Here is a 24009-nt window from a genome sequence, read left to right as displayed (position 1 = left end):
CTCCTTCCGGACTGCTCCGGGGTGTGTCACCGCTGTGCGGTCGGTCGCGCTACCCCTCTTCGGGGGCACCGCTCTCCTCGTCAGTGGACGACTTGGCATCGTCCTTGGCCGGTGCCGCGCCCGGCTGGGGCTCGGCGACGGCCACGCGGGCGGGCCGGATGGTCCGCTCGCCGATCCGGTACCCCGGCTGCAGGATCGCCACGCACGTCGTCTCGGTGACGTCCGGCGCGTACGAGTGCATCAGGGCCTCGTGGATCGTCGGGTCGAAGGGCTCGCCCTCCTTGCCGAACTGCTGCAGACCCATCTTCGCGACGACGGTCTCCAGCGATTCGGCCACCGACTTGAACCCGCCCACGAGCTCGCCGTGGTCCCGGGCCCGGCCGACGTCGTCGAGCACCGGGAGCAGGTCGCTCAGGAGGCCCGCGACGGCGATCTCCTTGACCGTGACCCGGTCCCGCTCCACGCGGCGGCGGTAGTTCTGGTACTCGGCCTGGAGCCGCTGGAGGTCCGCGGTGCGCTCCTCGAGCGCCTTGCGTGCCTGGTCCAGCTGCGCCAGCAGAGCTACGTCAGTTGCGTCCCCGGCCGGGGCCGCCCCCTCCGCCTTGTCGGCGGAGGCAGCGGCGGTCTCGGGCTCCTCGGGCGTGCCGTCGGCGGGGACTTCGGGCTTCTCCTCGAAGCCCGGGGTCTCCTCCGACATCAGGCAGCGCCGCCCTTCGGCTTGTCCTCGTCCACGATCTCGGCGTCGACGACGTCGTCGTCGGCCTGGGCCTGCTGGCCACCTGCATCGCCGCCCGCGGCCTGCGCGCCCTGGGCGTCGGCGTAGAGCGCCTGGCCGAGCTTCTGGGAGACGGCCGCGACCTTCTCGGTGGCGGTGCGGATCTCGGCGGTGTCCTCGCCCTTGAGCTTCTCCTTCAGCTCGACGAGCGAGGCCTCGACCTCGGCCTTGACGTCACCGGGGACCTTGTCCTCGTTGTCCTTGAGGAACTTCTCCGTCTGGTAGACGAGCTGCTCGCCCTGGTTGCGGGACTCGGCGGCCTCGCGGCGACGGTGGTCCTCGTCCGCGTACTGCTCGGCCTCCTGGCGCATCCGGTCGACCTCGTCCTTCGGCAGCGAGGAGCCGCCGGTGACGGTCATCTTCTGCTCCTTGCCCGTGCCGAGGTCCTTCGCGGTCACGTGCATGATGCCGTTGGCGTCGATGTCGAAGGCGACCTCGATCTGCGGGACGCCACGCGGGGCCGGCGGCAGACCGGTCAGCTCGAACATGCCGAGCTTCTTGTTGTACGCCGCGATCTCGCGCTCGCCCTGGTAGACCTGGATCTGCACGGACGGCTGGTTGTCCTCGGCCGTCGTGAAGATCTCGGACCGCTTGGTCGGGATCGTGGTGTTGCGCTCGATGAGCTTGGTCATGATGCCGCCCTTGGTCTCGATACCGAGGGACAGCGGGGTCACGTCGAGGAGCAGGACGTCCTTGACCTCACCCTTGAGGACACCGGCCTGGAGCGCGGCGCCGATGGCGACGACCTCGTCCGGGTTGACGCCCTTGTTGGCGTCCTGACCGCCGGTCAGCTCCTTGACGAGCTCGGCGACGGCCGGCATGCGGGTCGAACCACCGACGAGAACGACGTGGTCGATCTCGGAGAGGTTGATGCCCGCGTCCTTGATGACGTTGTGGAACGGCACCTTGCAGCGGTCGAGCAGGTCCGAGGTGAGCTGCTGGAACTGGGCTCGGGTGAGCTTCTCGTCCAGGTGCAGCGGGCCCTCGGCGGAGGCCGTGATGTACGGCAGGTTGATGGAGGTCTCGGTCGAGGACGAGAGCTCGATCTTCGCCTTCTCCGCGGCCTCGCGGAGACGCTGGAGAGCCATCTTGTCCTTGGCCAGGTCCACGCCGTGGCCGTTCTGGAACTGCGTCACCAGGTAGTCGACGACGCGCTGGTCCCAGTCGTCACCACCGAGGTGGTTGTCACCGTTGGTGGCCTTCACCTCGACGACGCCGTCGCCGATCTCCAGGAGGGACACGTCGAAGGTGCCGCCACCGAGGTCGAAGACGAGGATCGTCTGGTCGTCCTTGTCGAGGCCGTACGCGAGGGCGGCCGCGGTCGGCTCGTTGACGATGCGCAGGACGTTGAGGCCCGCGATCTCACCGGCCTCCTTGGTGGCCTGGCGCTCGGAGTCGTTGAAGTACGCCGGCACGGTGATGACCGCGTCGACGACCTTCTCGCCCAGGTAGGCCTCGGCGTCGCGCTTCAGCTTCTGCAGGATGAAGGCGCTCATCTGCTGCGGGTTGAAGTTCTTGCCGTCGATCTCGATCTTCCAGTCGGTGCCCATGTGGCGCTTGACCGACCGGATGGTCCTGTCGACGTTGGTGACGGCCTGACGCTTGGCCACCTCGCCGACGAGCACCTCGCCGTTCTTCGCGAAGGCGACGACGGACGGCGTGGTCCTGGCGCCCTCGGCGTTGGTGATGACGGTGGGCTCGCCGCCTTCGAGAACGCTGACGACGGAGTTAGTCGTGCCCAGGTCGATGCCGACCGCACGTGCCATTTCGGTTCCTCCAGCTGACGTACTTGAGTGGATCTGACTCAAGGATGCATGACGACGCGGACCGCGTCAACAGACCTGAGTGGAGGGGGCTCAACTCTTCGCCCTTTATCTCGCTCATACGGAGTCGAGCGCGCGTCGATCCCTGGTCGGACCGGGTGTCGCATGAGAGAGTCCGATCGCCCCATGTCGGGCAAACCAGCCATATCCCACGAATATCCCATGATTCTCGTTCGTCGCTCGGAAGGGTGTGGGGAATGCTCGGAAGGGTGCGGGAATGACGGCCAAGCGCACGTTCGACGTCATGGGCGGGCTCGCCCTCCTGGTCGCCCTGTCCCCCCTGCTCGCCGCCGTCGCCCTCTCGGTCGCCCTCGGCTCGGCCACCCCCGGCCGGGGCGTGCTGCGCCGCCGCACGGTGGCAGGCTTGGAGGGAGAACCCTTCACGATGCTGACCTTCCGCACGAAGAGCCCGCTGGCCGCGCTGCCGCTCCTCGTGCACGTCGTCGGCGGCCGGATGTCGCTGGTCGGACCGTGTCCACTGACCCCGGGCCACCGCGAGTGCGCGGGCGAGGGGCGCCGTCGGCTCTCCGTGCGCCCCGGACTGACCGGCCCGTGGCAGATCAGCGGACGCTCGGACCTGCCGTGGGAGGAGCGCGAGCTGCTCGACCTGCACTACGTGGACCACCACTGGCTGGGGATGGACCTGTCGATCCTGGCGCGTACGCTTCCAGCAGTCCGCAGACGGCGCGCGGCAAGGTTTGCCTGAGCGACACAGATCACCGCGAGCGCCGCTACAGCACGGGGCCCCGAACGGGTAATCTCAGCACGGACTCCATAAGTTACCGCTTAGTAGGCCCGCCCGAGGAGCCCCTCATGCAACTCGCCGCGATCATCGTGTCGATCGCCATCACGGTGGTGGCCGTCGCGCTGTTCGGCCGTGCCACCGTGCAGATCTACCGGTTCGTGCGCCTCGGGCAGCCCGTGCCCGCCGGCACCCGCACCGGAGACCCCACCCAGCGCACCGTGACCCTGGTCAAGGAATTCCTCGGCCACACCCGGATGAACCGCTGGGGCATCGTCGGCTTCGCGCACTGGTTCGTCGCGGTGGGCTTCTTCTCGCTGCTCCTGACGATCGTGAACGCCTTCGGCCAGCTCTTCCAGGCCGACTGGCTGATCCCGATCATCGGCGACTGGCTGCCGTACGAGATCTTCACCGAGTTCCTCGGTCTGATGACGGTCCTGGGCATCGTGACCCTCATCGTGATCCGGCAGCTCAGCAAGCCGACCAGGGCGGGCCGCAAGTCCCGCTTCGCGGGCTCCAAGACCGGCCAGGCGTACTTCGTCGAGGCCGTCATCCTGATCGTCGGCCTCTGCATCATGACGCTGCGGGCCCTCGAAGGCGTCCAGCACCACGTGACGAGCTGGGAGCCGGGCTTCTTCGCCTCGTACCCGCTGATCGCGCTGCTCGACAACCTGGACCTGAGCACCATCCAGCACCTGACCTACTTCGTCGCCGCGCTCAAGATCGTCACGTCCTTCACCTGGATGATCACGGTCTCGCTCAACACGAACATGGGCGTCGCCTGGCACCGCTTCCTCGGCTTCCCGAACATCTGGTTCAAGCGGAACGCCGACGGCTCCACCGCGCTGGGCGCGCTCCAGCCGATGACGACGGCGGGCAAGGAGATCGACTGGGAGGACCCGGCCGAGGACGCCGTCTTCGGTGTCTCCCAGGTCGAGCAGTTCTCCTGGAAGGGCATCCTCGACTTCTCCACCTGCACCGAGTGCGGCCGCTGCCAGTCGCAGTGCCCCGCCTGGAACACCGGCAAGCCCCTCTCCCCCAAGCTCCTCATCATGTCGCTGCGCGACCACGCGCACGCCAAGGCGCCGTACCTGCTCGCCGGCGGCGGCAAGGACATGGAGGGCAACGAGAAGGCCACCGAGGAGCAGCTCAAGGACGTCCCCGCGTCGGCGATCGCCGAGGCCGAGCGCCCCCTCATCGGCACCGCCGAGGAGAACGGCGTCATCGACCCGGACGTCCTGTGGTCCTGCACCACCTGCGGCGCCTGCGTCGAACAGTGCCCGGTCGACATCGAGCACATCGACCACATCGTCGACATGCGCCGCTACCAGGTGATGATCGAGTCCGCGTTCCCGTCCGAGGCGGGCACGATGCTCAAGAACCTGGAGAAGAAGGGCAACCCCTGGGGCCTGGCGAAGAAGCAGCGCGTCGAGTGGACCAAGGAGGTCGACTTCGAGGTCCCGATCGTCGGCAAGGACGTCGAAGACCTCTCGGAGTTCGACTACCTCTACTGGGTCGGCTGCGCCGGAGCCCTGGAGGACCGGGCCAAGAAGACCACCAAGGCCTTCGCCGAGCTGCTGCACATGGCGGGCGTCAAGTTCGCGATCATGGGCGGCGACGAGAAGTGCACCGGTGACTCCCCCCGCCGCCTCGGCAACGAGCCGCTGTTCCAGCAGCTCGCCCAGGAGAACGTCGCGATGCTGAACATGGCGTTCGGCGAGGACGACGAGGACGAGTCGACCAGGAAGCCGAAGTCGGCGAAGCGGATCGTCTCGACCTGCCCGCACTGCTTCAACACGATCGCCAACGAGTACCCGCAGCTCGGCGGCGAGTACGAGGTCATCCACCACACCCAGCTGCTCCAGCACCTCATCGACGAGGGCAAGCTGGTCCCGGTGACCCCGGTCGACGGTCTGATCACCTACCACGACCCGTGCTACCTGGGCCGTCACAACAAGGTCTACACGCCGCCGCGCGAGATCATGTCCGCCGTCCCCGGCCTGCGCCAGCAGGAGATGCACCGCCACAAGGAGCGCGGCTTCTGCTGCGGCGCCGGTGGTGCCCGGATGTGGATGGAGGAGCGGATCGGCAAGCGCATCAACAACGAGCGCGTCGAGGAGGCCCTGTCCCTCAACCCGGACATCGTCTCCACCGCCTGCCCGTTCTGCCTGGTCATGCTGACCGACTCGGTCAACGGCAAGAAGAACGAGGGCAAGGCCAAGGAGTCCGTCACCGTCGTGGACGTGGCCCAGCTGCTCCTCGAATCGGTGAAGACCCCGGTGGACCCGGAGCCGGAGCCGGCCGAGGAGCCGGAGCCGGAACCGGCGAAGTAGGACCCGGTACCACCCGGTACATGAGGGAGGGCCGCCCCGCGAGATCGCGGGGCGGCCCTCTTCGTCATGCCGGTCGCGACGACGGCCGCAGCCTGCCCACCGACCGTGTCACAGCCCACAGCGGATCCGCTCAACCCCCTAGGGGATGTCACAGCTCAGTGGCAAGGACAGGTCCGAGGAGCGCCCGCACGGCGGAAGCGGGTACGTTCGACGACGTGGCTGGATTCAGGAACGGACGCGGCCGGGACAACCGCCCCCCGCACAATCAACCGCAGCAGGCGCCGTACGGGCACAACGCGGCCCCGCCGCCGTACCCGCAGCAGCAGTGGCAACAGCAGCCACCGCAGGGGCACCAGGGGCGCCAAGGGCACCAGCAGGGGCACCAGCAGGGGCACCAGGGGCAGCCCTACGGGGAGCCCGAGTACTTCGGCGAGCCGTACGGCCAGCCGCAGCACCCGCACGCGGCGACGGCGAACAACCCGGGCCACACCCAGATGTTCAGCGTCGACGACCCCTACGGCAACGCCGCGACCCACCACGCCGGTGCCGCGCCCGTCCCGACGGGCCCCCGGCTCCCGTGGAAGGCGCTCCTCAGCGGCATCGTGCTGCGCCCGGCGGACACGTTCCTGCGGATGCGGGACCACGCCGTGTGGGGCCCGGCGCTGGTCGTCACCTTCCTCTACGGGCTGCTCGCGATCTTCGGCTTCGACAAGGCGCGCGACGAGGCCATCAACGCGACCCTGTCGACGGCGATCCCGTACGTCCTGATGACCGCCCTCGGCTTCGTCGTCGGCGGTCTGATCCTGGGCTCGGTGACGCACACGCTGGCGCGCCAGCTGGGCGGCGACGGGGCGTGGCAGCCGACGGTCGGCCTGTCGATGCTGATCATGTCGATCACGGACGCGCCGCGGCTCGTCTTCGCGCTCTTCCTGGGCGGCGAGAACGGCCTGGTCCAGGTGATCGGCTGGCTGACCTGGCTGGCGGCCGGGGCGCTCTTCACGATGATGGTGAGCCGCTCGCACGACCTGCCGTGGCCGAAGGCGCTGGGCGCGTCGGCGATCCAGCTGGTGGCGCTGCTGAGCCTGATCAAGCTCGGCACCCTCTGACGGCACGGAACACGACGCGAAGAGGCCCCCACCGCATCCGGTGGGGGCCTCTCTCACGCCGTGACGGGGCTCAGGCGTCGAGGACCTGGCCCTCGCGCTTGACGACGGGCGGCTCGACCGACCAGGGGAAGTTGATCCACTCGTCCGTCTTCTTCCACACGTACTCGCACTTCACGAGGGAGTGGGACTTCTCGTAGATGACGGCGGAGCGGACCTCGGCGACGTGGTCGACGCAGAAGTCGTGGACGAGCTTGAGGGTCTTGCCGGTGTCGGCGACGTCGTCGGTGATGAGCACCTTCTTGTCGCTGAAGTCGATCGCGTCGGGCACGGGCGCCAGCATGACCGGCATCTCCAGCGTGGTGCCCACGCCGGTGTAGAACTCCACGTTCACGAGGTGGATGTTCTTGCAGTCCAGGGCGTAGGCCAGACCGCCGGCGACGAAGACGCCGCCACGGGCGATCGAGAGCACGATGTCGGGCTCGTAGCCGTCGTCGGCGATCGTCTGCGCCAGCTCACGGACGGCGCGTCCGAAACCCTCGTACGTCAGGTTCTCGCGTACCTCACTCATGCCTGCGACCGCCTCACACCTGGGTCCGATGGAAGTTCATGAACGAACGGGAGGCCGTCGGCCCCCGCTGGCCCTGGTACCGGGAGCCGTACCGCTCGCTCCCGTACGGGAACTCGGCGGGCGAGCTCAGCCGGAACATGCACAGCTGCCCGATCTTCATCCCCGGCCAGAGCTTGATCGGCAGGGTGGCGAGGTTCGACAGCTCCAGGGTCACGTGCCCGGAGAAACCGGGGTCGATGAAACCGGCGGTCGAGTGCGTCACGAGCCCGAGCCGCCCGAGGGAACTCTTCCCCTCCAGCCGCGACGCGATGTCGTCCGGAAGGCTGATGACCTCGTAGGTCGAGGCGAGCACGAACTCGCCGGGGTGGAGGATGAACGCCTCGTCACCCTCGGGCTCGACCTCACGGGTCAGGTCGAGTTGCTCGACGGCGGGGTCGATGTGGGGGTAGCGGTGGTTCTCGAACACCCGGAAGAAGCGGTCAAGCCTCACGTCGATGCTCGAGGGCTGCACCATGGATTCGTCGTACGGGTCGATGCGTACCCGTCCGGCATCGATCTCGGCCCGGATGTCCTTGTCTGAGAGAAGCACGCCCCCACGATACGCAGAGGGCGCGGACCTGCCCCAATCGGCAGGCATCCGCGCCCCTGGCGCTGGTCAGCGCCGCCCGGACTCCACCGGCACCGCATGCCGCAGCCGCGCACAGCGCGGACACCGGATGAGCCGCCCTGGCCCGATCCGCCCGGCCCCGAGCTGCTGCAGCGGGAACGAAGCGGTACTGAACACATGCCCTTCGGCACAACGGACGACGGTGCGCTCCATCGAACCCATCAAGTCCCTTCCCCTACACACGTGGTGGACGGGAAGCCACATTAGGGGATCAACGGGACACCCTCCAGGCGGCACTCCGCACCCGAAACGGCGCAAGCTTCGCCTCAAGTGGCGCATGGGGTACAGTGTGCAACGATGCGGCACCGTTCATCGGGCCGCTGTGCGGATGTAGTTTAATGGTAGAACATGAGCTTCCCAAGCTTATAGCGCGGGTTCGATTCCCGTCATCCGCTCTTCTATGAAGCCCCAGGTCAGCGACCTGGGGCTTTGTCGTTGTCCAGACCCGTCAGAGCTGCCGTGTCATTCGCGTGCCATGCGGGACCTCATGCTCCGTCACCCGCTCAGGGCGAGGAAAAGGCCCGCCGCAGCCGCAAGATGAGAGTCACCGGACGAGGGAGAGCTGCGGCCCACGGGAGCCCACTCTGGACAGCGTCGATGACGACGACCGACGGTGATGCCCGGCGCCCCGGCAGCGGCCCGACCGTGACCCACGGGCGGACGTGAGCTGACATCCAGGCAGCAGGGAAGGCCCGATCGGCACCGGCCGGTCGGACCTTCCCGCGTATCGGTGGAAGGGCTTCCCCGAGGGCGTGAAGTCAGTGATCGGAGTAACTGAAGTCGCCCATGGTCCAGGCGCTGACGTCCGCGATCGAGACGCGGTACATCCCGCCTGTCTCCGGGATCCCCACCGTGCCCTGAAGGATCCGCGCCATGTGGAAGTGCAGATATGCGGGCGGCCCGTCCCCTCGTGTCGTAGCGGTGAAGACGGCGGAGAACTCTCCCAGGCGGGCGGAGTCGGCCAGGACCTCCGAGACCCGCTGCCTCCACACCGCTTCGGGCGCCAGTCGGCCGGTGACGACAGCTCCACCGGTGACCACCGTCAGGGACATCTGATTGCTCTGCCCGGACTCCACCAGCGTGGCAACGTCAACGAGCAGCTCGTCAGGCTTCGACATGAGAGCCGATCCTATTCACGGGTCGTCCCGTCCCCTCAACCGGTCGTGCCACCGGGCGAGAAGGGCCGCCACCGCCTTCCCACCTGAGGCACGCCGCGTAACCGAGCCCGCCACGACTGCCCGTCGGCCGGGGGCCAGCCGAAGCGGGCACTGTTGCGCGCGACGGCGACGGACCCTGCAGGGCGGTCGACGGCGACGTCAAAGCTCATCGTGTCCATCGGGTCCCCCTGGTCTGCGATCGCCAGTACCGGTCTCCACCTGTCCGTGGCGTGTGCGCGGATATGTGGTGGGCAACCCGGCCGGGACCGCTCCGCGACCCTTCGCATCACTGTTCGAGGTCGATTACCTGCCCACCAGGCACGCGAAAATCTATGTCGGCCGGAGTAGACATTGGGCAGTGGCGTGGCTATGGTTTCTCTCGTAGCCCAGAGAGACAACAGGGCCCGGCAGAGATGAACTGCCGGGCAAGCGGTACCAGCAGTACAAGTAGTTGCAGTACGCAGGACGGTGCGGCGGTGGAGTTCCGAAGCCAAAGATGGTGCAGGACGGCGACGGGACTGACGGCCGGACCGGGTGGCCCGCAGTGATCAGGGGCCGCCGGCACGGGACCGCGGTCATGGCAGGTGCGGTACCCGTGAGTGCAGTACGCAGTACCCAGCAGTGAAGGGTGAGCAGTACCCCTGGTGAAGGCGTCGACTGCGGACGCGCGCACCAGGAAGTTCGGCAGTGGGGTTCTAAGCCAGAGAAGACGCAGGACGGGCAACGGGGCTGGCTGCCGAAGAGTGGCGCTGTCGCAGGTCACTGAGCAGTTCGCATCACCAGCAGTACCCGCAGTGGATCAGTACCCGCAGTACGCAGTACCCCGTAGCAAGTAGTTGATCACCGAGGAAGAACGGAGGAACCCGCGCCATCAGGATCGCCCGGGAGGAAGTCGTGAACCCGGGTACCGCAGGACATCGATAGTGAGGTGGTCTCCGGTCAAGCAACCGCGATCCCCGCGCCCCCGACAGCAGCCAGGTCGGGCCCGCGGACACAGAACGCCGGCGCAGTATCAGGGCCGGCAGGTGGTGTAGTAGTTCCTTCGGGGCCCTGGTGCCAGTACGGCACCAGGGCCCCTCAATGCGTTTCCCAGAGAGGTGCAAATGACAGCAGATGACTCGTACGGCCGTCTCGACGACGACGACTACCCCGCCTACACCATGGGCAGGGCCGCCGAGATGCTCGGCACCACACAAGGATTCCTCCGAGCCATCGGCGAAGCCCGCCTCATCACCCCGCTGCGCTCGGAGGGCGGCCACCGCCGCTACTCCCGCTACCAGCTGCGCATCGCCGCCCGCGCCCGAGAACTCGTCGACCAGGGCACACCGATCGAAGCCGCCTGCCGCATCATCGTCCTGGAAGACCAGCTCGAAGAGGCCCAGCGCATCAACGCCGAATACCGCCGCGCCGCCACATCCGACGCACCACCCGCCTCGGCTTGAGGTGAGTCCGCCCGCCGTCGGCATCGACCGACGGATGCACCCCGAGGGACTGGCTGCGGATCACTCACGAGCGAGCAGAGGCCGCGCGAGGTCCGCCCCCATGAGAGCACTGCGCGTGGCCTGGTAGGCGTCGTTTGCCCGGTCGGCGCGGAGCGCTGGCACGTTCTTTTCGGCACGTCGAGCGTCAGTCCGCGCTGAGGGCGCCGACCAGCGTTCGTACGGAATTGCGCATCAGCCGTCGACGTCTCTCGAGACTGCTCCCACTCGGTCCGGGAGAGTTCGTACTCGACTTCACCGTGCTCGGAGCCCTCGATCCGCTCCGGCCAGTCTCTTGGGAACCGCGTCCCCATGCCGCCCGGTTCAACCGGAAGCCGGCATGCCGCGATCGTCACCGGGGGCGGACCGGGCCTGCCACCGATTTTCCGGCCGCCGGCAGCTCAGGGCTCACAGCAGGGCGGGCAGGCGTCGGAACGTCATCGTGGTCAGTGGGCAGCGAGGAAGATCGCGATGTAGTGGGCGGTGAAGGCTGCCACTGTCAACGCGTGGAAGACCTCGTGGAAGCCGAACCAGCGGGGCGAGGGGTTGGGGCGCTGGAGGGCATAGACGACCGCACCCGCGCTGTAGAGAAGCCCGCCGATCACGACCAGGGAGACCACAACCACCCCGCCACTGTGCAGGAAGTCGGGCAGGTACCGGACGGGTGCCCAACCCAGCGCCAGGTAGCAGGGGGTGTACAGCCAACGGGGAGCTCCGACCCACACGACGCGGAAGACGATGCCGACCGAAGCACCCGTCCAAACGATCCACAGCAGAACGGACCACTGGTCACGGGAGAGCAGGAGCACCGCAAGCGGCGTACACGTGCCGGCGATGATGAGGAAGATGTTGGCGTGATCAAGGCGGCGCAGAACAGCCTCACCGAGCGGCCCCCAGGTGCCGAGGTGATAGACGGCACTGGTCCCGAACAGCAGCCAGGCCGTCACGGAGTACACGGTGCAGGCCCACACGGCCTGCGGCGTCCCTGCCAGGCAGATGAGGACGATGCCCGCTGCCAGCGATGCGGGGACCATGCCGGCATGGAGCCAGCCACGCAGCCTCGGCTTGATCGGTTCCACCAGATCGGCCGCCCGCTCGACCAGATCGGCCACCGGGCGGGAGTCCTCGGCGGCCCCCTGGCGTGGCGATCTTGAGGGAAGGCCGGTCAAGTCGCGTCCTTTGACCGTCGGTGGGGAGGAGACACTGCGGGCTTCGGCGTCGTCTCGGGACACTGCTTCCCGTCCCGGATCGGACTGCTGGGTATCACGGGCAACCATGTGCACATGCTAGGAACCTGCCCGCACCGAGATCCCAGAGACCCACCTCATCACAGGTAGCCGGTCCAGCCGCACCCGGTCTCCCCGAGTGACTCCGGGTCCCTGTGCGCAGGCAGCGCGCGCTCGGGCCGGCTTTCGACGGCACCGGTGTGGCGCGCCCTGCCGTCGAGGCGCATCCTGGTGGCGAGACCGCCGGAAACGGGCCTCGCTCCCGTGCCCGCCAGGCAGCGACGCAGAGGCGTTGCGCAGCCCGTCCGTCGCCCTGCGAAGGGAGCGGGATGACAGTCGGATCGCCCGACCCCGATCGCTCGGAGAGCTTCGGAGAGGGGCTGCTGGGCGGGCTCCTGGACCGGGCCCATGAGCTGCCACCACATCTGGTCGGGCCGGTGCTCGCCGACACGGTGGCGCGGCTGGGGGGACGGGATCCTCAGATCCTGCTCCAGGACTACGGGCAGCAGAGACTGGTCCCCCTGCCGGGCGAAGGGCTGTCGGGCGGGGAACCACAGGTCATCGACGGCTCCGAGGCCGGCCGGTGCTTCCTCACCTCGCGCCCGGTCGAACTCGTGCTGGCCGACGGTGTACAGGTCCTGCTGCCGTTGCTGGACGGGGGCGACCAGTCGGGCGTTCTGGCCGTCACGATGGACGCCGTCGACGACGACGACCGCCGTCTGCTGCGCAGGATCGCCGGGCTGATCGCCGACATGATGCAGACCAAGAACGGCTACACCGACCTCTTCTTCCGCACCCGTCGCAGCGAACCGATGAGCGTCGCCGCCGAGATCCAGTGGTCGCTGCTGCCGCCCCTGTCGATGGTGACGCCGCGCGTCACCGTCGCCGGCGTTCTGGAGCCCGCCTACGACGTGGCGGGCGACAGCTTCGACTACGCCCTGAACGGGGACACCTTCCACCTCGCCATGATCGACGCCATGGGGCACGGTCTGGACGCGGCCACGATGGCCACCGTGGCCATCGGCGCGTACCGGCACGCCCGCCGGATCAGCATCGAGCTGTCCGAGATCTACCTCTTCATGGACCGGGCCGTGGCCGAGCAGTTCGCACCCGACCACTTCGTGACCGCGCAGATGATGCGGCTGGACACGAACACCGGCCACCTCCAGTGGGTCAACGCCGGTCACCCCGCCCCCCTTCTGATCCGCAGCCACCACGTCGTAGGCCGCCTGGACAGCCCCACGACCCTGCCGGTCGGGTTCGGGGGAGCGCAGCCGCAGATCAGCGAAGTGACACTCGACGCGGGGGATCGCGTCCTCTGCTTCACCGACGGGTTGATCGAGGAACACAAGAGCGGACAGGAGGAGTTCGGCGAGGCCCAGCTGATCGACTGGGTGAACCAACTGGAGCGGGCGGACCGAGAGGTCCGAACGGTGGTGCGGGACCTCTCCCAGACCCTCAAACGGGCACGGGGCAACGCCACTTCGGACGACGCCACGCTGGTCCTGGTCGAGTGGCGCGGATGACGGAGGGCCGTGCCGTGAGGAGCCGGTGGTCAGGTACGGGGGACCACCAGGAGGGCGAAGTGGTCTTTGTCGCCACGGGTGATGAGCCGTCGAGGCCTCATGGCCGGCGGGACACCGCCGTGGTCACACGGCACTCCGCGGCCTGCGGTCATGCCGGCGGCCATCGCCCGGACGGCGCGCCCGGTGGGAAATCACCTGGTCAGAGGGGCTCGCCCGACCGTTGGGCGGAGTACGCTGAAAGTACCGGGAGTAAGTCGAGCACCCGCTCCCACGCGGACGTCGTTTCCGGCGATCAAGACACTGGGCCGCCCTGCAGGGCGGCCCGGAGACGGGTCCGCGATCATGACCACCACCGTCGCACCCCTGCTTTCGGCGCGCCTCTCACTGACACCGAAGACCACCCTCGCCGGCCTCCTGGACGGCGCCTGGTGGCCTCGTACACATGACCTGGCCGTCGAACTTCCGCCTCTGGTCGACGCGCTGGAGGAGCACTTCGGACGCATCACACGCGTCGCGGTGAACCCCGCCCGCTGGCCCGTCGTCCCGCACAAGGTCGCCGCCACCGGGCACACCGTGCACATCGGCTGGTTCACCGAACAGGATCCCGACAAGATGATCCTGCTCTCCTACACCGTCGGCCGCTGCGATCTCCTGGTGGTCCCGCCCGAGACCGAACCCGCCGCAGCCGCCCGGCTCATGACCGCTGCCGCCCTCCCCGGCAGCGTCCTGGCCGCCGGTGCCCTGATGTCCGACGAGGCCGCGACCGGCCGCCGCATGCGGGACGCCCGAAGCAGTGAGGACGCCTGGGAGGCCGACGGCGGGGCCGCCCCGGCGCCCCCGCGACACCCGCTCATCGGTGCGCGGATGATCCCCATGCCGAGGCACCTGCGGAGGTGACCCCATGGAAACCCTGATCACGATCGCCGTCATCGCCCTGCTGATCGCGCTCGGCACGCGCCTGATCCACCGGCTCAACGCCCAGCACGACGAACGCATCGCCGCCCATCACTTCGGCGAACCCTTCCCGGCCATTCGCCGGCCACCCGGCCACAGCCACCCCACGCCGACGGAGCAAGCCGCCCGCCGCAAGGTGACGGGCACCTGGCCCTGATCGCCCAGACCATTCCTCCGGCCGAAGGCCGCGGGTGGGGCACCCGACACCCGGGACAACCCACCCGCCGGCCTCTCGCTCGCCCTCCGAAGGGACCACGCACCTTGTACCCCACCGACACCGCGACCCCGCCCTCGGCCGGACACGCCGAGATCCGTATCGTCGCCGCCACCCCCGAAGCCGCCCGCGCGGTCGCCCAAGTGATCCGATGCTCCTTCGCCGGGGCGGAACAACGCAGTTATCCCGTGCCCGAAGGCGGCACACGGCTCCACCTCACCGTCGACACCGGATCCGCCGCGGAAGCCGCCCTCTCCTGGCTCGCCACCAGCAGACCGTCCTCTCGGACCGGCACCCACGTCGACGAGGTGTGAGGAGCTTCGGCGTTCCTCACCCGCGTGAAAGGACTCGGTCATGGCGACACTCCGCGAGCGACAGGCCTACCGCGAACGGGTCCTGACCGCTCTCTACGAAGCCTCCGAAGGCAACCGTCTCCTCGGAGTCCCGGGGCGGAAACTGCGGAACGACCTCCGCATCCCGGAGGACGACCTGGCCGCCGCCTGCACCTACCTCGCCGGCGAGGACCTGATCACCGTCGACTGGGAACCGGGCAACACCCCCGCGATGGTCGCCCTGACCCACCAGGGAATCCGCCGTATGGAGGCCGAAGAGGAAGAACGCGGCTGAGCCGGACCGCCCACGGGCCTGCTCTCCCTCTCGGCCGGTCCAGCCCGCAGGCGTATGATGGAAGTGGATCGAGCACGCTCACGTGTGGCGATCCGGAAGGGCGGCCTCGGCGGAGTGAATGCGCTGGGGCCGTTGTGACGACCGCCGCCACGAGGCCCGCGCATCCGACCTTCATGTCGCCGCCCGGTGCTGGTGGCCCACCTCGCGCGCGAGGTCCAGCCCGAGGACGCGGTCGAGGAAGGCGAACGTCTCGAACTTGGCACCGGCCGGTACGTCGGCGCGCGTCGCCACGGTGCGCAGCGCGTCCAGGACGGCGGGGACGCCGAGATCATCAGCCAGCACGTCATGGGCGTGTCGCAGCACCTCGGCAGGCATCGGCCGGGACGGCTCCTGTGCCCAGTCGGCCACCAGCTGCCGCCAGTCCGCCAGCGTCCGCCGGGCCTCTTCGAGCGCGGTACTGGTGACGAAGACCGGCGTGCGGTAGGCGTGGCCGAGCATCAGCATCCTCATGGCCAGCGGATCGACGCCCTCCGGGGCGACGGCCCCCAGGAGGCCTGGGGACGGGAGGTGGGCACGGTCCGGGACGCCCCTCTCCCCCGATGCCTGGCCGACCTGGCCCACGTCGATACGGACCCCGCCGACCGCGTCCTGTGCCGTGGTCCCGCAGGCGTGGACGTGAACGTCTGCAGCGGCGCAGAGCGTTCCGTTCGGAGGGTGAACACCGACGGTGTCGGGCGGGTGGACGTCGAGGGCGGACAGGGAGCGGTCGAGCGCCTCGGTCTGCTCGGGCGGCAGGTCCGGCATGGTACGGAACGTACGGGACTGCAGGCCGTGCAACTCCGCGGTGCGCGCCAGTACGTCACCGACCAGGAGCGCCCGCAGGTCCCCCGGGCCGAACCCGACGTCGCCGGCCGGCAGGTGGACGCAGATGCTCAGCAGATGACGTCGTACGGAGGGAATCTCCATGAGATGGCCGGTACGGGTGTCGACGATACGCAGCATGATGCGGAGGCTAGTCGCGGAAACCGCCGGCACCGGGGAGGACCTGACCGGGCGCCCGACTTCGGCAGGGCATCGGGCGAAAACGTGCCCCGTCCGTGCCCTCAGCGACGGACGACAGCGGTCGACATGGGCGCGTCAAAGCCCTCGGCGAAGGCGGCGCCGTCGGCCGGTCCCGCCGCACGGTCCTGGGCCAAGGCGATCCGAAGCCGTACCGGTTGCAGACTTCCCGAAACATCGCCAGGCAGGAGCCGGGCTTCTCCGCCGATCGATCTCACCGGGCGTGGGATAGGTTCCCCGCCATGACGGAACCCGGAACCTTCGCCTGGCCGGCCGCCCCGATATCGACCGAACGGCTCGTGCTCCGCGAGTCCGAGGCCCGAGACCGTGCCGCGTTCGTCGAGCTGTTCGCCTCTCCGGAGGTCGGCACCTACATCGGCGGCGCCCGGCCTCGCGACGAACTCGAGCGCGCGGTGCCCGAAGTGCCCGGCCGACGCCCCGGCTGTTTCGTGGTCGAACTCGACGGAACGATGATCGGCATGATCACGCTCGACCCTCGCGACGCCGAGCGCCGGGGGCACGTCCGCCCCGAGGCCGGGGAGGCCGAGCTCGGTTACCTGTTCCTGCCGGCGGCGTGGGGACGCGGTTACGCCTTCGAGGCGTGCGCGGCCGCACTCGACTGGTTCTCCGGTGCGCGTCCCGGAGAACCCGTGGTGCTGGCCACCCAGAGCGGCAACGATCGCGCGATGCGCCTCGCGGCGAAGCTGGGCTTCACCGAGGTCGAGCGGTTCGAGGAGTACGGCGCCGAACAGTGGTTCGGCGTACGCCCCTCGGCCACGCCGGCCGGATGAAGGCCGGCGCCATGAGCGAGATCGTGCTGATGTCGGACCCGATGGTCGCCGCCGTTCCCGTGATCGAGTCCGGCGAACCCCTCGTGGACGTCCGCCTCGGCGGCCGGCTGCTCGTCGACACGCGCAAGCAGGACCCGGCGTACGCCTTCGCCCACCTGCGGGAAGGCGTACGGGAGCGGCTGCTCGTGGCGCAGACGATGCTGCCGGCGGGCATCCGGCTGCTGTTCGTCGAGGGGTACCGGCCCCCCTCCCTCCAGCGGGAGTACTTCGAGGAGTACGCCGGCCGGCTGCGAGCGGCCGACCCCGGCTGGTCCTCCCGTGAGATCCACTCGGCGGCGAGCAGGTACGTGTCACCCCCCGACATCGCGCCCCACAGCGCCGGCGCGGCCGTCGACCTCACACTCGCCGATGCCGACGGGCACGAGCTGGACCTCGGCACGCGCATGAACGCGGATCCGGAGGAGAGCGCGGGGGCCTGCTACACCCACGCCGCGAACATCACCGAGGAGGCTCACGCCAACCGGAAGCTGCTGGGCGCCGTGCTCACCGCCGCGGGGTTGGTGAACTACCCCACGGAGTGGTGGCACTGGTCCTTCGGGGACCGCTACTGGGCCTTGATCGCAGGAGAGAAGGCAGCGCTCTACGGCCCGAAGGAACTCGACTCGCGCAGCTGACCGACCAGCCCATCCCTCCTCACCCCCGGCAACAGGCCACACCCGCAGGCCGGATGTCGCGCCGACTGTCCTAGGGTGGGCGAGGAGGTGGGGGGATGGCAGGCGTGAACGACTGGCGGAACAACCCGCATTGGTATCTGGTGATCCTGGTCCCGTTGCTGACGGCCCTGGTCGTCGCGGACGACACCATCACCCGAGGTCTCCTGGCGTGGACGGTGTTCTCGGGTGCCGTGCTCTACGGTCGCGAGTGGGTGAAATGGAGCCGCCGGAAGGGTGCGGCCGAACGGTCCGGCTAGGTCCTGTCGGCTGATCAGGGAAGTCGCGGATCCCGAGTCGGAGCCGGGGAGTCGGAGTGGGGCGACGGCCGGCCGGACTCGTGGCGCCCTCCGGCGGCGGTCCCGGAGTCCGCTGAGCCTCCCGCCGGGGACCGCGCGTGCTCGGGTCTACGGGCACGTCTCCCCCTGAATTCCTCAGGGCGCAGGCGGAAGATCTCCGGAATATCTCCCTCCTCGATTCTTTCCAGCCGATGCGACCATTTCCATTCCCCTGAAGAGGCCCCACCGCACACATTCGGCCCGACCGAATGGCTTTCAAGTCAAACATCGCCGCGTTTGCAACGGAACACCTCACTCCCTTTTCGGTTGTCAACTGCCGAGCACAGCAATGGCGTTGCTGCCGCGCTTCAAACGTGCCCTGCGTCACGCGATTACTCTTCACCGCGGCGAAGCCGTTTCCCGAGACAGCGGTCGAGATCGATTGTCATTCTTGCCAAATCAATTTCTGCATGCAAATGTTGCCGTACCCGCAACGCCGGACGAGGGACATCCGTCGAATCACGGTGAAGTCCTGCGCGCCGACGAAAGAGGCGGGTCGGGGACAGGGCCTGAGCCTCAAGCCACGCCGTCCACCCGCGGTACGACCGCGGGAACAACCCACGCGTTGCGTCGTCCCGGCAGGCAGCAAGGAGGACAGCAAGTGGACACGGCACACGGCACGGAAACCACGCGACCCGTCCTGGAGATCGAGGGGCTGTCGCACTCGCTCGGCGCGAGGGAGCTGTTCGGCGATCTCTCGCTGACGTTGCGGGCCGGGGAATCCGTCGCGGTGACCGGTCCCAGCGGCTCGGGCAAGAGCACGCTGCTGTCCTGCGTCCTGGGCCTGGTCAAGCCGACCGCGGGGTCGGTGAGGGTACGGGGCACCGACATCGTCGGGTTACGACCCGCCCCCCTGGCCACCCTGCGCGCCCGGACGATCGGCATGGTCTTCCAGTTCGGTGAACTCCTCCCGGAACTGAGCCCCTTGGACAACGTCGTCCTCGCGGCGCTCCTGGCCCGCACCGACCACCGTGACGCGCGGGACAGGGCACGGAAGCTGCTCGACGAGCTCGGCGTACCGCAGGCGGCGACGAGCGACGAGCTGTCGGGCGGGGAACGGCAGCGGACCGCGGTGGCCCGTGCCCTGATCAACGAACCCGCTCTGCTGCTCGCCGACGAACCGACCGGCGCACTCGACACGGAGACGCGGGACCGCACGGCCGAGCTGCTCTTCGACCTGCCCCGGCGCTACGCCTGCGGGCTCCTCGTCGTCACCCACGATCCGCGCATCGCCGCGCGGGCCGACCGTACGCTCCGTCTCGAGGCGGGCGCCTTGACGTCGATCCCCTCGGGCGGCTCCGCATGACGCGCGCCGGGGACACCCTGACACTCGCACGTCGACTCCTCGCCGTCGGCCGTGTGGCGGGCCGCCGCACCGAGGCGGGAGGCGTGCGCTTCGCCGCTCTCCTGCTCGCCACACTCGTCCTCTCCCTCGCCGTCGGCAGCGTCGTCGCCGTCCATGCCGTGTACGCGGGCAAGCAGGAACGCAGAACGGCCAGGACTCCCGTGGGCGCCGTCGGAGATCCGGCACGCGCGACCGATGCGACGGTGTGGCTCGAGGGGTCGGACTCGCTCGAGGGCGAACGCCGCTTCAGCGTCGTCTACCTGTCTCCCCATCGAGGGGACGCACCCCTTCCTCCCGGGCTGGACCGCTGGCCGGCCCCCGGCCAGGCGGTTCTGTCACCGGCCCTGCTGAAGGCGGGCGCCGGCGAGGGCATCGACCACCGCTACGGCCGACTGGCGGGCACCATCGGCGAGCAGGGGCTGGACGAGCCGTCCGAGTGGTTCGCCTACGTCCGGCCGCGCGACGGCCTGCGCCCTGACCGGTTCAACGAGCTCGTCACCGGATTCGGTCCGAGGAACGGACAACCCACGGGCCTGGAACCGGGATCGGGCCGGCTCGACGAGAAGCCCGAGTGGATGTTCCAGGCCGCGGTCGTCGGCATGCTCGGCCTCCCGGCCGTCGCACTGCTGATGGTGGCAGCGCGTACCGGAGCCCACACCCGCGACCGCAGGACCGCTCTCGTCGCCGCGCTCGGCGGACGACGGCGGGACCGTGCGCTGATCGCCACCGGCGAGGCCGCGACCCCCGCCGCGCTGGGCGCGGTGGCCGGTGCCGCTGCCGTCGCCACCGCCCTGCTGCACGACATCCGCATCCCGCACACCGACTACGTCCTCTCCACCTCTCACCTGCGCCACTTCGGCCTGCCTGCGGTACTCGCCCCCTTCGCGGTCCTCCTGGTCGTCCTGACCGTCGTGGCACTGGCGGACCTCGCGCCCCGTCGGGGCGCGTCCGGAACGCGACCGCACAGCGCGTCCCGCAGTACCTGGCTGCCCCGCCTGGCCGTGCTGTGCCCCGTCGCCGTCACCCTGGCGGTGTGGGGTCCCGAGCTGCTCCCCTCGCAATCCGCGGCACGCACGCTCGCAAGCTGGGCGGGCATCGCCGCCACGATCCTCACCCTTCCGGCCGCCATCGCGGTCGTCACCGCCAAGGCCGGGAACCTGCTCACCCGCCGGGGGCAGCGGCATGATCTGCCCGGGACCCTCCTCGCGGGCCGGCGCACCAGCACGCATCCCGGGGGGACGGCCCGGCTCGTCAGCGGTGTCTCGATCGCTCTCGTCGTGCTGATGCAGGCCGTCGCGTGGCAGGGACTGTTCGGAGCGCAGGCCACCGAGGCGCGGCAGACCCTCGACCGCGTCGGCCACAGTGTCGTCACCGTGGGCGCCCGCGGCGACGTGACCGTGTCCGCCATGGCCGAGTTCCTCACCCGCGCGCAGGGGACCGGAGCCGTCCTGCTGGCTCCCCCGGACGCCGGCAAGGGCACGTACCTGACCCTGTACGCCGACTGCGCCGCCCTCACCGCACTGCGCCTGCCGTGCCCGGCGAACGAGACACGGGTCGACCGGCTGCCGGAGGACCCGCGACTGCGCGAGCTGATCCGGTGGACCCACCACGTGGGCACGACGCTGCTGATCCGCCGCACCGATGACCGGTCGCTGGCGGAACGCGCCGCTCCCGCCGACGGCGGTACGACCCTCGCGGTTCTGCGGCCGGACGGGCGAGCCCTCTCCGTACCCGCCCTCAAGAGCCTGTCGTACGAGGTGTTCCCGCGCGGCGCGAGCATCGGCGCACCGGGCGAGAAGCAGTACACCGCGGGCATCCCCAACCGCGACCAGGGCCGCTGGAGCGCCCTGTTCGGAATCGTCGGCATCGCGGTCCTCAGCATGACCGCGGGGCTCAGCGCCATGGCGGAGTTCCTCCGGCAGGGCCGGGCGCTCGCCCCCTTGTCCGTGCTCACCGGTGGGCTGCGCGTCTTCCGTACGACCGCGGCATGGACGGTTCTCGCCCCGCTGTGCCTCGCCGGAACCGCGGGCACCGCGGTCGCGGCCGCCCTCGCGTCGCCGGTCACCGCCGACGGCGAGTCCTATGTCGGCGGAGCACTGCTGCTGACGACGACCGGCGTCGTCCTCGTGGTGAGCGTCCTCCTGTGGTTCTGGGCCTCCCGCGTCGCGATCCGGCAGGCTCAGGCGTGGCGCCCCAGCGGAGACTGACGCCTCGCCGGCCCCGACCCGCTGGAAGGACCGCGGCCCGACCCGCTGGAAGGGCCGTGGCCCCGACGCCTCCCTGCCGCCGGCGGGTGGACGCGGCCCGTGTGCGGGCCCGATCATGGGGGAATGTCGCTCCGCATGTACGAGGCCGATCTGTTCGAGGGTTCCCGAGGGCGTCTGGAGGCGATCGCCTACCGGATGCTCGGGTCCGCCGGTGACGCCGAGGACGTCGTACAGGAGACGTATCTGCGGTGGCACGCGGCGGACCGGGAGCTGATCGAGACACCCGAGGCCTGGCTGACCAAGGTGCTCACCAATCTCTGCCTCAACCAGCTCACCTCCGCACGGGTCCGGCGGGAGACCTACGTCGGGCAGTGGCTGCCGGAGCCGGTGCTCGCCGGGGACCGGATGCTCGGGCCGGCCGACACCGCCGAGCAGCGCGAGTCGGTCTCCCTCGCGATGCTCACCCTCATGGAGCGGCTGTCGCCCAACGAGCGCGCGGTGTACGTGCTGCGCGAGGCCTTCGGGTACCCGCACCGCGAGATCGCGGAGATCCTCGACCTCACCGAGTCGAACTGCCAGCAGATCCACCGGCGCGCGAAGCAGCACCTCGCCACCGACCGGACGCGTACCGAGGTCGACGAGGCCGCCGCGCGCAAGGTCGTCGAGGAGTTCCTCGCCGCGGCCCTCAGCGGCGACACCGATCCGCTGATCCGGCTGCTCACCGACGACGCGGTCGGCGTGGCCGACGGTGGTGCCCGGGTTCCGGCCCGCAGGACCCCGGTCGTCGGCGCGCTCGGCATCGCGCGCTACCTGCGGGGGCTGTTCCGGCCGAGCGCCGCCAAGCGGACCATCGCAGGCGGCGACCCCGACCTGCACGCCGCCGTCGTCAACGGCGGTCCCGCCGTGCTGGTCTCGATCGGCGAGCGGATCGCCGGGGTCATCTGTCTCGACGCCACATCGGACGGTGTCGTCGCCGTCCATCTCCAGGTCAACCCCGACAAGCTGGAGCGTCTCACCCGCCGGTGGGCGGCCTCCGGCCCCCACAGCCCGCTCAGAGAGCTGTGGTGACCCACGTCACACTCGATTCCTGTCAGGGATCGTGCGGCCGTCCGGTTCAGGAGGTGAGTCCAACCGGATAGGGAGCCAGCCATGAAGCACCGCATCGTTGTCCTCGGAGCCGGGTACGCCGGAGCGATCGCCGCCGGTCGCCTCGCCAAGCGGCTGCACCGCGACGACGTCGAGATCACCCTCGTCAACGGCGAGGCCGAGTTCGTCGAGCGGGTCCGTCTGCACCAGCTCGCCAGCGGACAGGATCTGCCGAGCCGCCCGCTGCGCGACGTGTACGCGGGCACCGGCGTGGAGCTCCGGTCGGCGTGGGTCACCGCCGTCGACGCGGACCGCAGGACCGTCGAGCTCAAGGGTGAGCAGGGCGCCGAGACCCTCGGCTACGACACCCTCGTGTACGCGCTGGGGAGCACCGCCGGCGCCCTCGGCGTCCCCGGTGTCGCCGAGCACGCCCACGGCGTCTCGGGGAAGCAGGACGCGCTGCGACTGCGGGCGCGCCTCGGCGGGTTGGAGCAGGGCGGGACCGTGCTGGTCGTCGGCGGCGGCCTGACCGGCATCGAGGCGGTCACCGAGATCGCCGAGGCCCGCCCCGACCTGAAGGTCGCCCTCGCCGCCCGCAGCGGTGTCGGCGACTGGCTCAGCGACAAGGCACGGACCCACCTGCGCACCGTCTTCGACCGGCTCGGCATCACCGTCCACGAGGGCGCCGACATCGCCCGCGTCGAGGCGCACGGTGTCGTCACCGGTGACGGGCGGGAGATCCCGGCCGACGTGACCGTGTGGACCGCGGGCTTCTCCGTGCACCCGATCGCGGCCGCCACCACCCTGGAGGTGTCCGACACCGGACGGATCGTCGTCGACGCCACCATGCGCTCGGTCTCCCACCCCGACGTGTACGCCGTCGGCGACGCGGCGCTCGCCGAAGGACCGGGCGGCAGGCCGCTGCGGATGTCCTGCGCCGTGGCGACCCCGATGGCGTGGCAGGCCGCCGACTCCCTCGCCGCGCGCCTGACCGGCCGCAAGGTTCCGGAGAACTCGATCGGCTACGCCGCGCAGTGCATCAGCCTCGGACGTCGCGACGCCATCTTCCAGAAGGTGACCCACGAGGACGGGATGACGTCCACCGTCGTCACGGGCCGGGCCGGCGCCCGTATCAAGGAGCTCATCTGCTCGGGCGCGGCATGGAGCATCTCGCACCCGACGATGCTGGTGCCGAGCCGCCGCCGTCGCCTCGCGGCGGCCACGGAGCCGGCCGCGGCCCGCCTCGCCACCCGGTGACGAGGCGGGAGCCCCGGCGG

At 69.7% G+C, this 24009-nt stretch carries 23 protein-coding genes and 1 tRNA gene; 17 read left to right on the top strand and 7 right to left on the bottom strand.

Annotated elements, in window-relative coordinates:
• Nucleotides 1-49: 49 nt before the first annotated feature.
• Nucleotides 50-697, bottom strand: coding sequence for a nucleotide exchange factor GrpE (grpE, locus tag ACZ4XX_RS02680; RefSeq protein WP_468506188.1), 648 nt, complete (start codon nucleotides 695-697; stop codon nucleotides 50-52).
• A complete protein-coding gene (gene dnaK / locus ACZ4XX_RS02675; RefSeq protein ID WP_397998709.1) occupies nucleotides 697-2541 on the bottom strand; it encodes a molecular chaperone DnaK in 1845 nt (614 codons plus the stop codon). Before dnaK ends, grpE begins: the two co-directional genes overlap by 1 nt.
• A gap of 274 nt (nucleotides 2542-2815) precedes the next feature.
• On the opposite strand from dnaK, the gene ACZ4XX_RS02670 reads away from it, so the two are divergent.
• The 3 genes from ACZ4XX_RS02670 to ACZ4XX_RS02660 all read left to right on the top strand — a co-directional run bounded on the left by ACZ4XX_RS02670 (nucleotide 2816) and on the right by ACZ4XX_RS02660 (nucleotide 6779).
• Complete coding sequence (locus ACZ4XX_RS02670) at nucleotides 2816-3304, top strand: sugar transferase (RefSeq protein ID WP_468506187.1); 489 nt, start codon at nucleotides 2816-2818, stop codon at nucleotides 3302-3304.
• Between the two features lie 107 nt (nucleotides 3305-3411).
• On the top strand, nucleotides 3412-5673 hold the full coding sequence (locus tag ACZ4XX_RS02665; protein WP_468506186.1) for a (Fe-S)-binding protein: 2262 nt from the start codon (nucleotides 3412-3414) through the stop codon (nucleotides 5671-5673).
• A 215-nt stretch (nucleotides 5674-5888) separates the two neighbouring features.
• The gene (locus ACZ4XX_RS02660) at nucleotides 5889-6779 is read left to right on the top strand and encodes a Yip1 family protein (protein WP_468506185.1); all 891 of its coding nucleotides are present in this window, start codon (nucleotides 5889-5891) and stop codon (nucleotides 6777-6779) included.
• 70 nt (nucleotides 6780-6849) lie between these two features.
• Here the strand turns inward: ACZ4XX_RS02660 and ACZ4XX_RS02655 are convergent, their stop codons facing one another.
• The gene (locus tag ACZ4XX_RS02655) at nucleotides 6850-7347 is read right to left on the bottom strand and encodes a phosphoribosyltransferase (protein WP_030323619.1); all 498 of its coding nucleotides are present in this window, start codon (nucleotides 7345-7347) and stop codon (nucleotides 6850-6852) included.
• A 13-nt stretch (nucleotides 7348-7360) separates the two neighbouring features.
• Nucleotides 7361-7936 (bottom strand): dCTP deaminase, encoded by a 576-nt coding sequence (gene dcd / locus ACZ4XX_RS02650; RefSeq protein WP_056653242.1) that lies wholly within the window; start codon nucleotides 7934-7936, stop codon nucleotides 7361-7363.
• Nucleotides 7937-8338: 402 nt separating this feature from the next.
• On the opposite strand from dcd, the gene ACZ4XX_RS02645 reads away from it, so the two are divergent.
• Nucleotides 8339-8409: transfer RNA gene (locus ACZ4XX_RS02645), tRNA-Gly, on the top strand.
• Nucleotides 8410-8772: 363 nt separating this feature from the next.
• Here the strand turns inward: ACZ4XX_RS02645 and ACZ4XX_RS02640 are convergent.
• The gene (locus ACZ4XX_RS02640) at nucleotides 8773-9132 is read right to left on the bottom strand and encodes a hypothetical protein (protein WP_468506184.1); all 360 of its coding nucleotides are present in this window, start codon (nucleotides 9130-9132) and stop codon (nucleotides 8773-8775) included.
• Nucleotides 9133-10274: 1142 nt separating this feature from the next.
• Here ACZ4XX_RS02640 and ACZ4XX_RS02635 point away from each other — a divergent pair.
• Nucleotides 10275-10613 (top strand): MerR family transcriptional regulator, encoded by a 339-nt coding sequence (locus ACZ4XX_RS02635; protein WP_468506183.1) that lies wholly within the window; start codon nucleotides 10275-10277, stop codon nucleotides 10611-10613.
• Nucleotides 10614-11095: 482 nt separating this feature from the next.
• Here the strand turns inward: ACZ4XX_RS02635 and trhA are convergent, their stop codons facing one another.
• Entirely contained in the window at nucleotides 11096-11926 is an 831-nt protein-coding gene (gene trhA, locus ACZ4XX_RS02630) for a PAQR family membrane homeostasis protein TrhA (RefSeq protein ID WP_468506182.1), read from the bottom strand.
• A 278-nt stretch (nucleotides 11927-12204) separates the two neighbouring features.
• Between trhA and ACZ4XX_RS02625 the strand changes: the two genes are divergently transcribed.
• The 5 genes from ACZ4XX_RS02625 to ACZ4XX_RS02605 all read left to right on the top strand — a co-directional run bounded on the left by ACZ4XX_RS02625 (nucleotide 12205) and on the right by ACZ4XX_RS02605 (nucleotide 15196).
• Nucleotides 12205-13401 (top strand): PP2C family protein-serine/threonine phosphatase, encoded by a 1197-nt coding sequence (locus tag ACZ4XX_RS02625; RefSeq protein WP_468506181.1) that lies wholly within the window; start codon nucleotides 12205-12207, stop codon nucleotides 13399-13401.
• A gap of 342 nt (nucleotides 13402-13743) precedes the next feature.
• Nucleotides 13744-14298, top strand: a complete 555-nt coding sequence (locus ACZ4XX_RS02620) for a DUF5994 family protein (RefSeq protein ID WP_468506180.1) — start codon at nucleotides 13744-13746, stop codon at nucleotides 14296-14298.
• A 4-nt stretch (nucleotides 14299-14302) separates the two neighbouring features.
• On the top strand, nucleotides 14303-14512 hold the full coding sequence (locus tag ACZ4XX_RS02615) for a hypothetical protein (RefSeq protein ID WP_037639349.1): 210 nt from the start codon (nucleotides 14303-14305) through the stop codon (nucleotides 14510-14512).
• A gap of 104 nt (nucleotides 14513-14616) precedes the next feature.
• Nucleotides 14617-14883, top strand: coding sequence for a hypothetical protein (locus ACZ4XX_RS02610; protein WP_468506179.1), 267 nt, complete (start codon nucleotides 14617-14619; stop codon nucleotides 14881-14883).
• A gap of 40 nt (nucleotides 14884-14923) precedes the next feature.
• The gene (locus tag ACZ4XX_RS02605) at nucleotides 14924-15196 is read left to right on the top strand and encodes a hypothetical protein (RefSeq protein ID WP_468506178.1); all 273 of its coding nucleotides are present in this window, start codon (nucleotides 14924-14926) and stop codon (nucleotides 15194-15196) included.
• Between the two features lie 171 nt (nucleotides 15197-15367).
• On the opposite strand, the gene ACZ4XX_RS02600 is transcribed toward ACZ4XX_RS02605, so the two are convergent.
• A complete protein-coding gene (locus tag ACZ4XX_RS02600; RefSeq protein WP_468506177.1) occupies nucleotides 15368-16198 on the bottom strand; it encodes a hypothetical protein in 831 nt (276 codons plus the stop codon).
• Between the two features lie 299 nt (nucleotides 16199-16497).
• Here ACZ4XX_RS02600 and ACZ4XX_RS02595 point away from each other — a divergent pair, with 299 nt between their 5' ends.
• The 7 genes from ACZ4XX_RS02595 (at nucleotide 16498) to ACZ4XX_RS02565 (ending at nucleotide 23989) form a co-directional block, all read left to right on the top strand.
• A complete protein-coding gene (locus ACZ4XX_RS02595) occupies nucleotides 16498-17046 on the top strand; it encodes a GNAT family N-acetyltransferase (protein ID WP_468506176.1) in 549 nt (182 codons plus the stop codon).
• A gap of 11 nt (nucleotides 17047-17057) precedes the next feature.
• Entirely contained in the window at nucleotides 17058-17720 is a 663-nt protein-coding gene (locus tag ACZ4XX_RS02590) for a M15 family metallopeptidase (RefSeq protein WP_468506175.1), read from the top strand.
• Between the two features lie 95 nt (nucleotides 17721-17815).
• Entirely contained in the window at nucleotides 17816-18016 is a 201-nt protein-coding gene (locus ACZ4XX_RS02585) for a hypothetical protein (RefSeq protein ID WP_468506174.1), read from the top strand.
• 679 nt (nucleotides 18017-18695) lie between these two features.
• Nucleotides 18696-19400 (top strand): ABC transporter ATP-binding protein, encoded by a 705-nt coding sequence (locus ACZ4XX_RS02580; protein WP_468506173.1) that lies wholly within the window; start codon nucleotides 18696-18698, stop codon nucleotides 19398-19400.
• Entirely contained in the window at nucleotides 19397-21646 is a 2250-nt protein-coding gene (locus ACZ4XX_RS02575) for an ABC transporter permease (RefSeq protein ID WP_468506172.1), read from the top strand. Before ACZ4XX_RS02580 ends, ACZ4XX_RS02575 begins: the two co-directional genes overlap by 4 nt.
• A 123-nt stretch (nucleotides 21647-21769) precedes the next feature.
• A complete protein-coding gene (locus ACZ4XX_RS02570; RefSeq protein ID WP_468506171.1) occupies nucleotides 21770-22714 on the top strand; it encodes an RNA polymerase sigma-70 factor in 945 nt (314 codons plus the stop codon).
• 81 nt (nucleotides 22715-22795) lie between these two features.
• Entirely contained in the window at nucleotides 22796-23989 is a 1194-nt protein-coding gene (locus ACZ4XX_RS02565) for an NAD(P)/FAD-dependent oxidoreductase (protein WP_468506170.1), read from the top strand.
• The last annotated feature ends 20 nt before the right edge of the window (nucleotides 23990-24009 follow it).

Source organism: Streptomyces sp. NPDC029956 (genome assembly GCF_055574655.1).
This window is presented reverse-complemented; position numbering and strand designations above follow the sequence as displayed.

Coding starts and splice junctions, on each gene's coding strand:
- ACZ4XX_RS02670 (WP_468506187.1), top strand. CDS start 2,816: ATGACGGCCAAGCGCACGTTCGACGTCATGGGCGGGCTCGCCCTCCTG.
- trhA (WP_468506182.1), bottom strand. CDS start 11,926: ATGGTTGCCCGTGATACCCAGCAGTCCGATCCGGGACGGGAAGCAGTG.
- ACZ4XX_RS02640 (WP_468506184.1), bottom strand. CDS start 9,132: ATGTCGAAGCCTGACGAGCTGCTCGTTGACGTTGCCACGCTGGTGGAG.
- ACZ4XX_RS02605 (WP_468506178.1), top strand. CDS start 14,924: ATGGCGACACTCCGCGAGCGACAGGCCTACCGCGAACGGGTCCTGACC.
- ACZ4XX_RS02615 (WP_037639349.1), top strand. CDS start 14,303: ATGGAAACCCTGATCACGATCGCCGTCATCGCCCTGCTGATCGCGCTC.
- ACZ4XX_RS02600 (WP_468506177.1), bottom strand. CDS start 16,198: ATGCTGCGTATCGTCGACACCCGTACCGGCCATCTCATGGAGATTCCC.
- grpE (WP_468506188.1), bottom strand. CDS start 697: ATGTCGGAGGAGACCCCGGGCTTCGAGGAGAAGCCCGAAGTCCCCGCC.
- ACZ4XX_RS02585 (WP_468506174.1), top strand. CDS start 17,816: ATGGCAGGCGTGAACGACTGGCGGAACAACCCGCATTGGTATCTGGTG.
- dnaK (WP_397998709.1), bottom strand. CDS start 2,541: ATGGCACGTGCGGTCGGCATCGACCTGGGCACGACTAACTCCGTCGTC.
- ACZ4XX_RS02565 (WP_468506170.1), top strand. CDS start 22,796: ATGAAGCACCGCATCGTTGTCCTCGGAGCCGGGTACGCCGGAGCGATC.
- ACZ4XX_RS02635 (WP_468506183.1), top strand. CDS start 10,275: ATGACAGCAGATGACTCGTACGGCCGTCTCGACGACGACGACTACCCC.
- ACZ4XX_RS02590 (WP_468506175.1), top strand. CDS start 17,058: ATGAGCGAGATCGTGCTGATGTCGGACCCGATGGTCGCCGCCGTTCCC.
- ACZ4XX_RS02595 (WP_468506176.1), top strand. CDS start 16,498: ATGACGGAACCCGGAACCTTCGCCTGGCCGGCCGCCCCGATATCGACC.
- ACZ4XX_RS02625 (WP_468506181.1), top strand. CDS start 12,205: ATGACAGTCGGATCGCCCGACCCCGATCGCTCGGAGAGCTTCGGAGAG.
- ACZ4XX_RS02620 (WP_468506180.1), top strand. CDS start 13,744: ATGACCACCACCGTCGCACCCCTGCTTTCGGCGCGCCTCTCACTGACA.
- ACZ4XX_RS02575 (WP_468506172.1), top strand. CDS start 19,397: ATGACGCGCGCCGGGGACACCCTGACACTCGCACGTCGACTCCTCGCC.
- ACZ4XX_RS02665 (WP_468506186.1), top strand. CDS start 3,412: ATGCAACTCGCCGCGATCATCGTGTCGATCGCCATCACGGTGGTGGCC.
- ACZ4XX_RS02655 (WP_030323619.1), bottom strand. CDS start 7,347: ATGAGTGAGGTACGCGAGAACCTGACGTACGAGGGTTTCGGACGCGCC.
- ACZ4XX_RS02570 (WP_468506171.1), top strand. CDS start 21,770: ATGTCGCTCCGCATGTACGAGGCCGATCTGTTCGAGGGTTCCCGAGGG.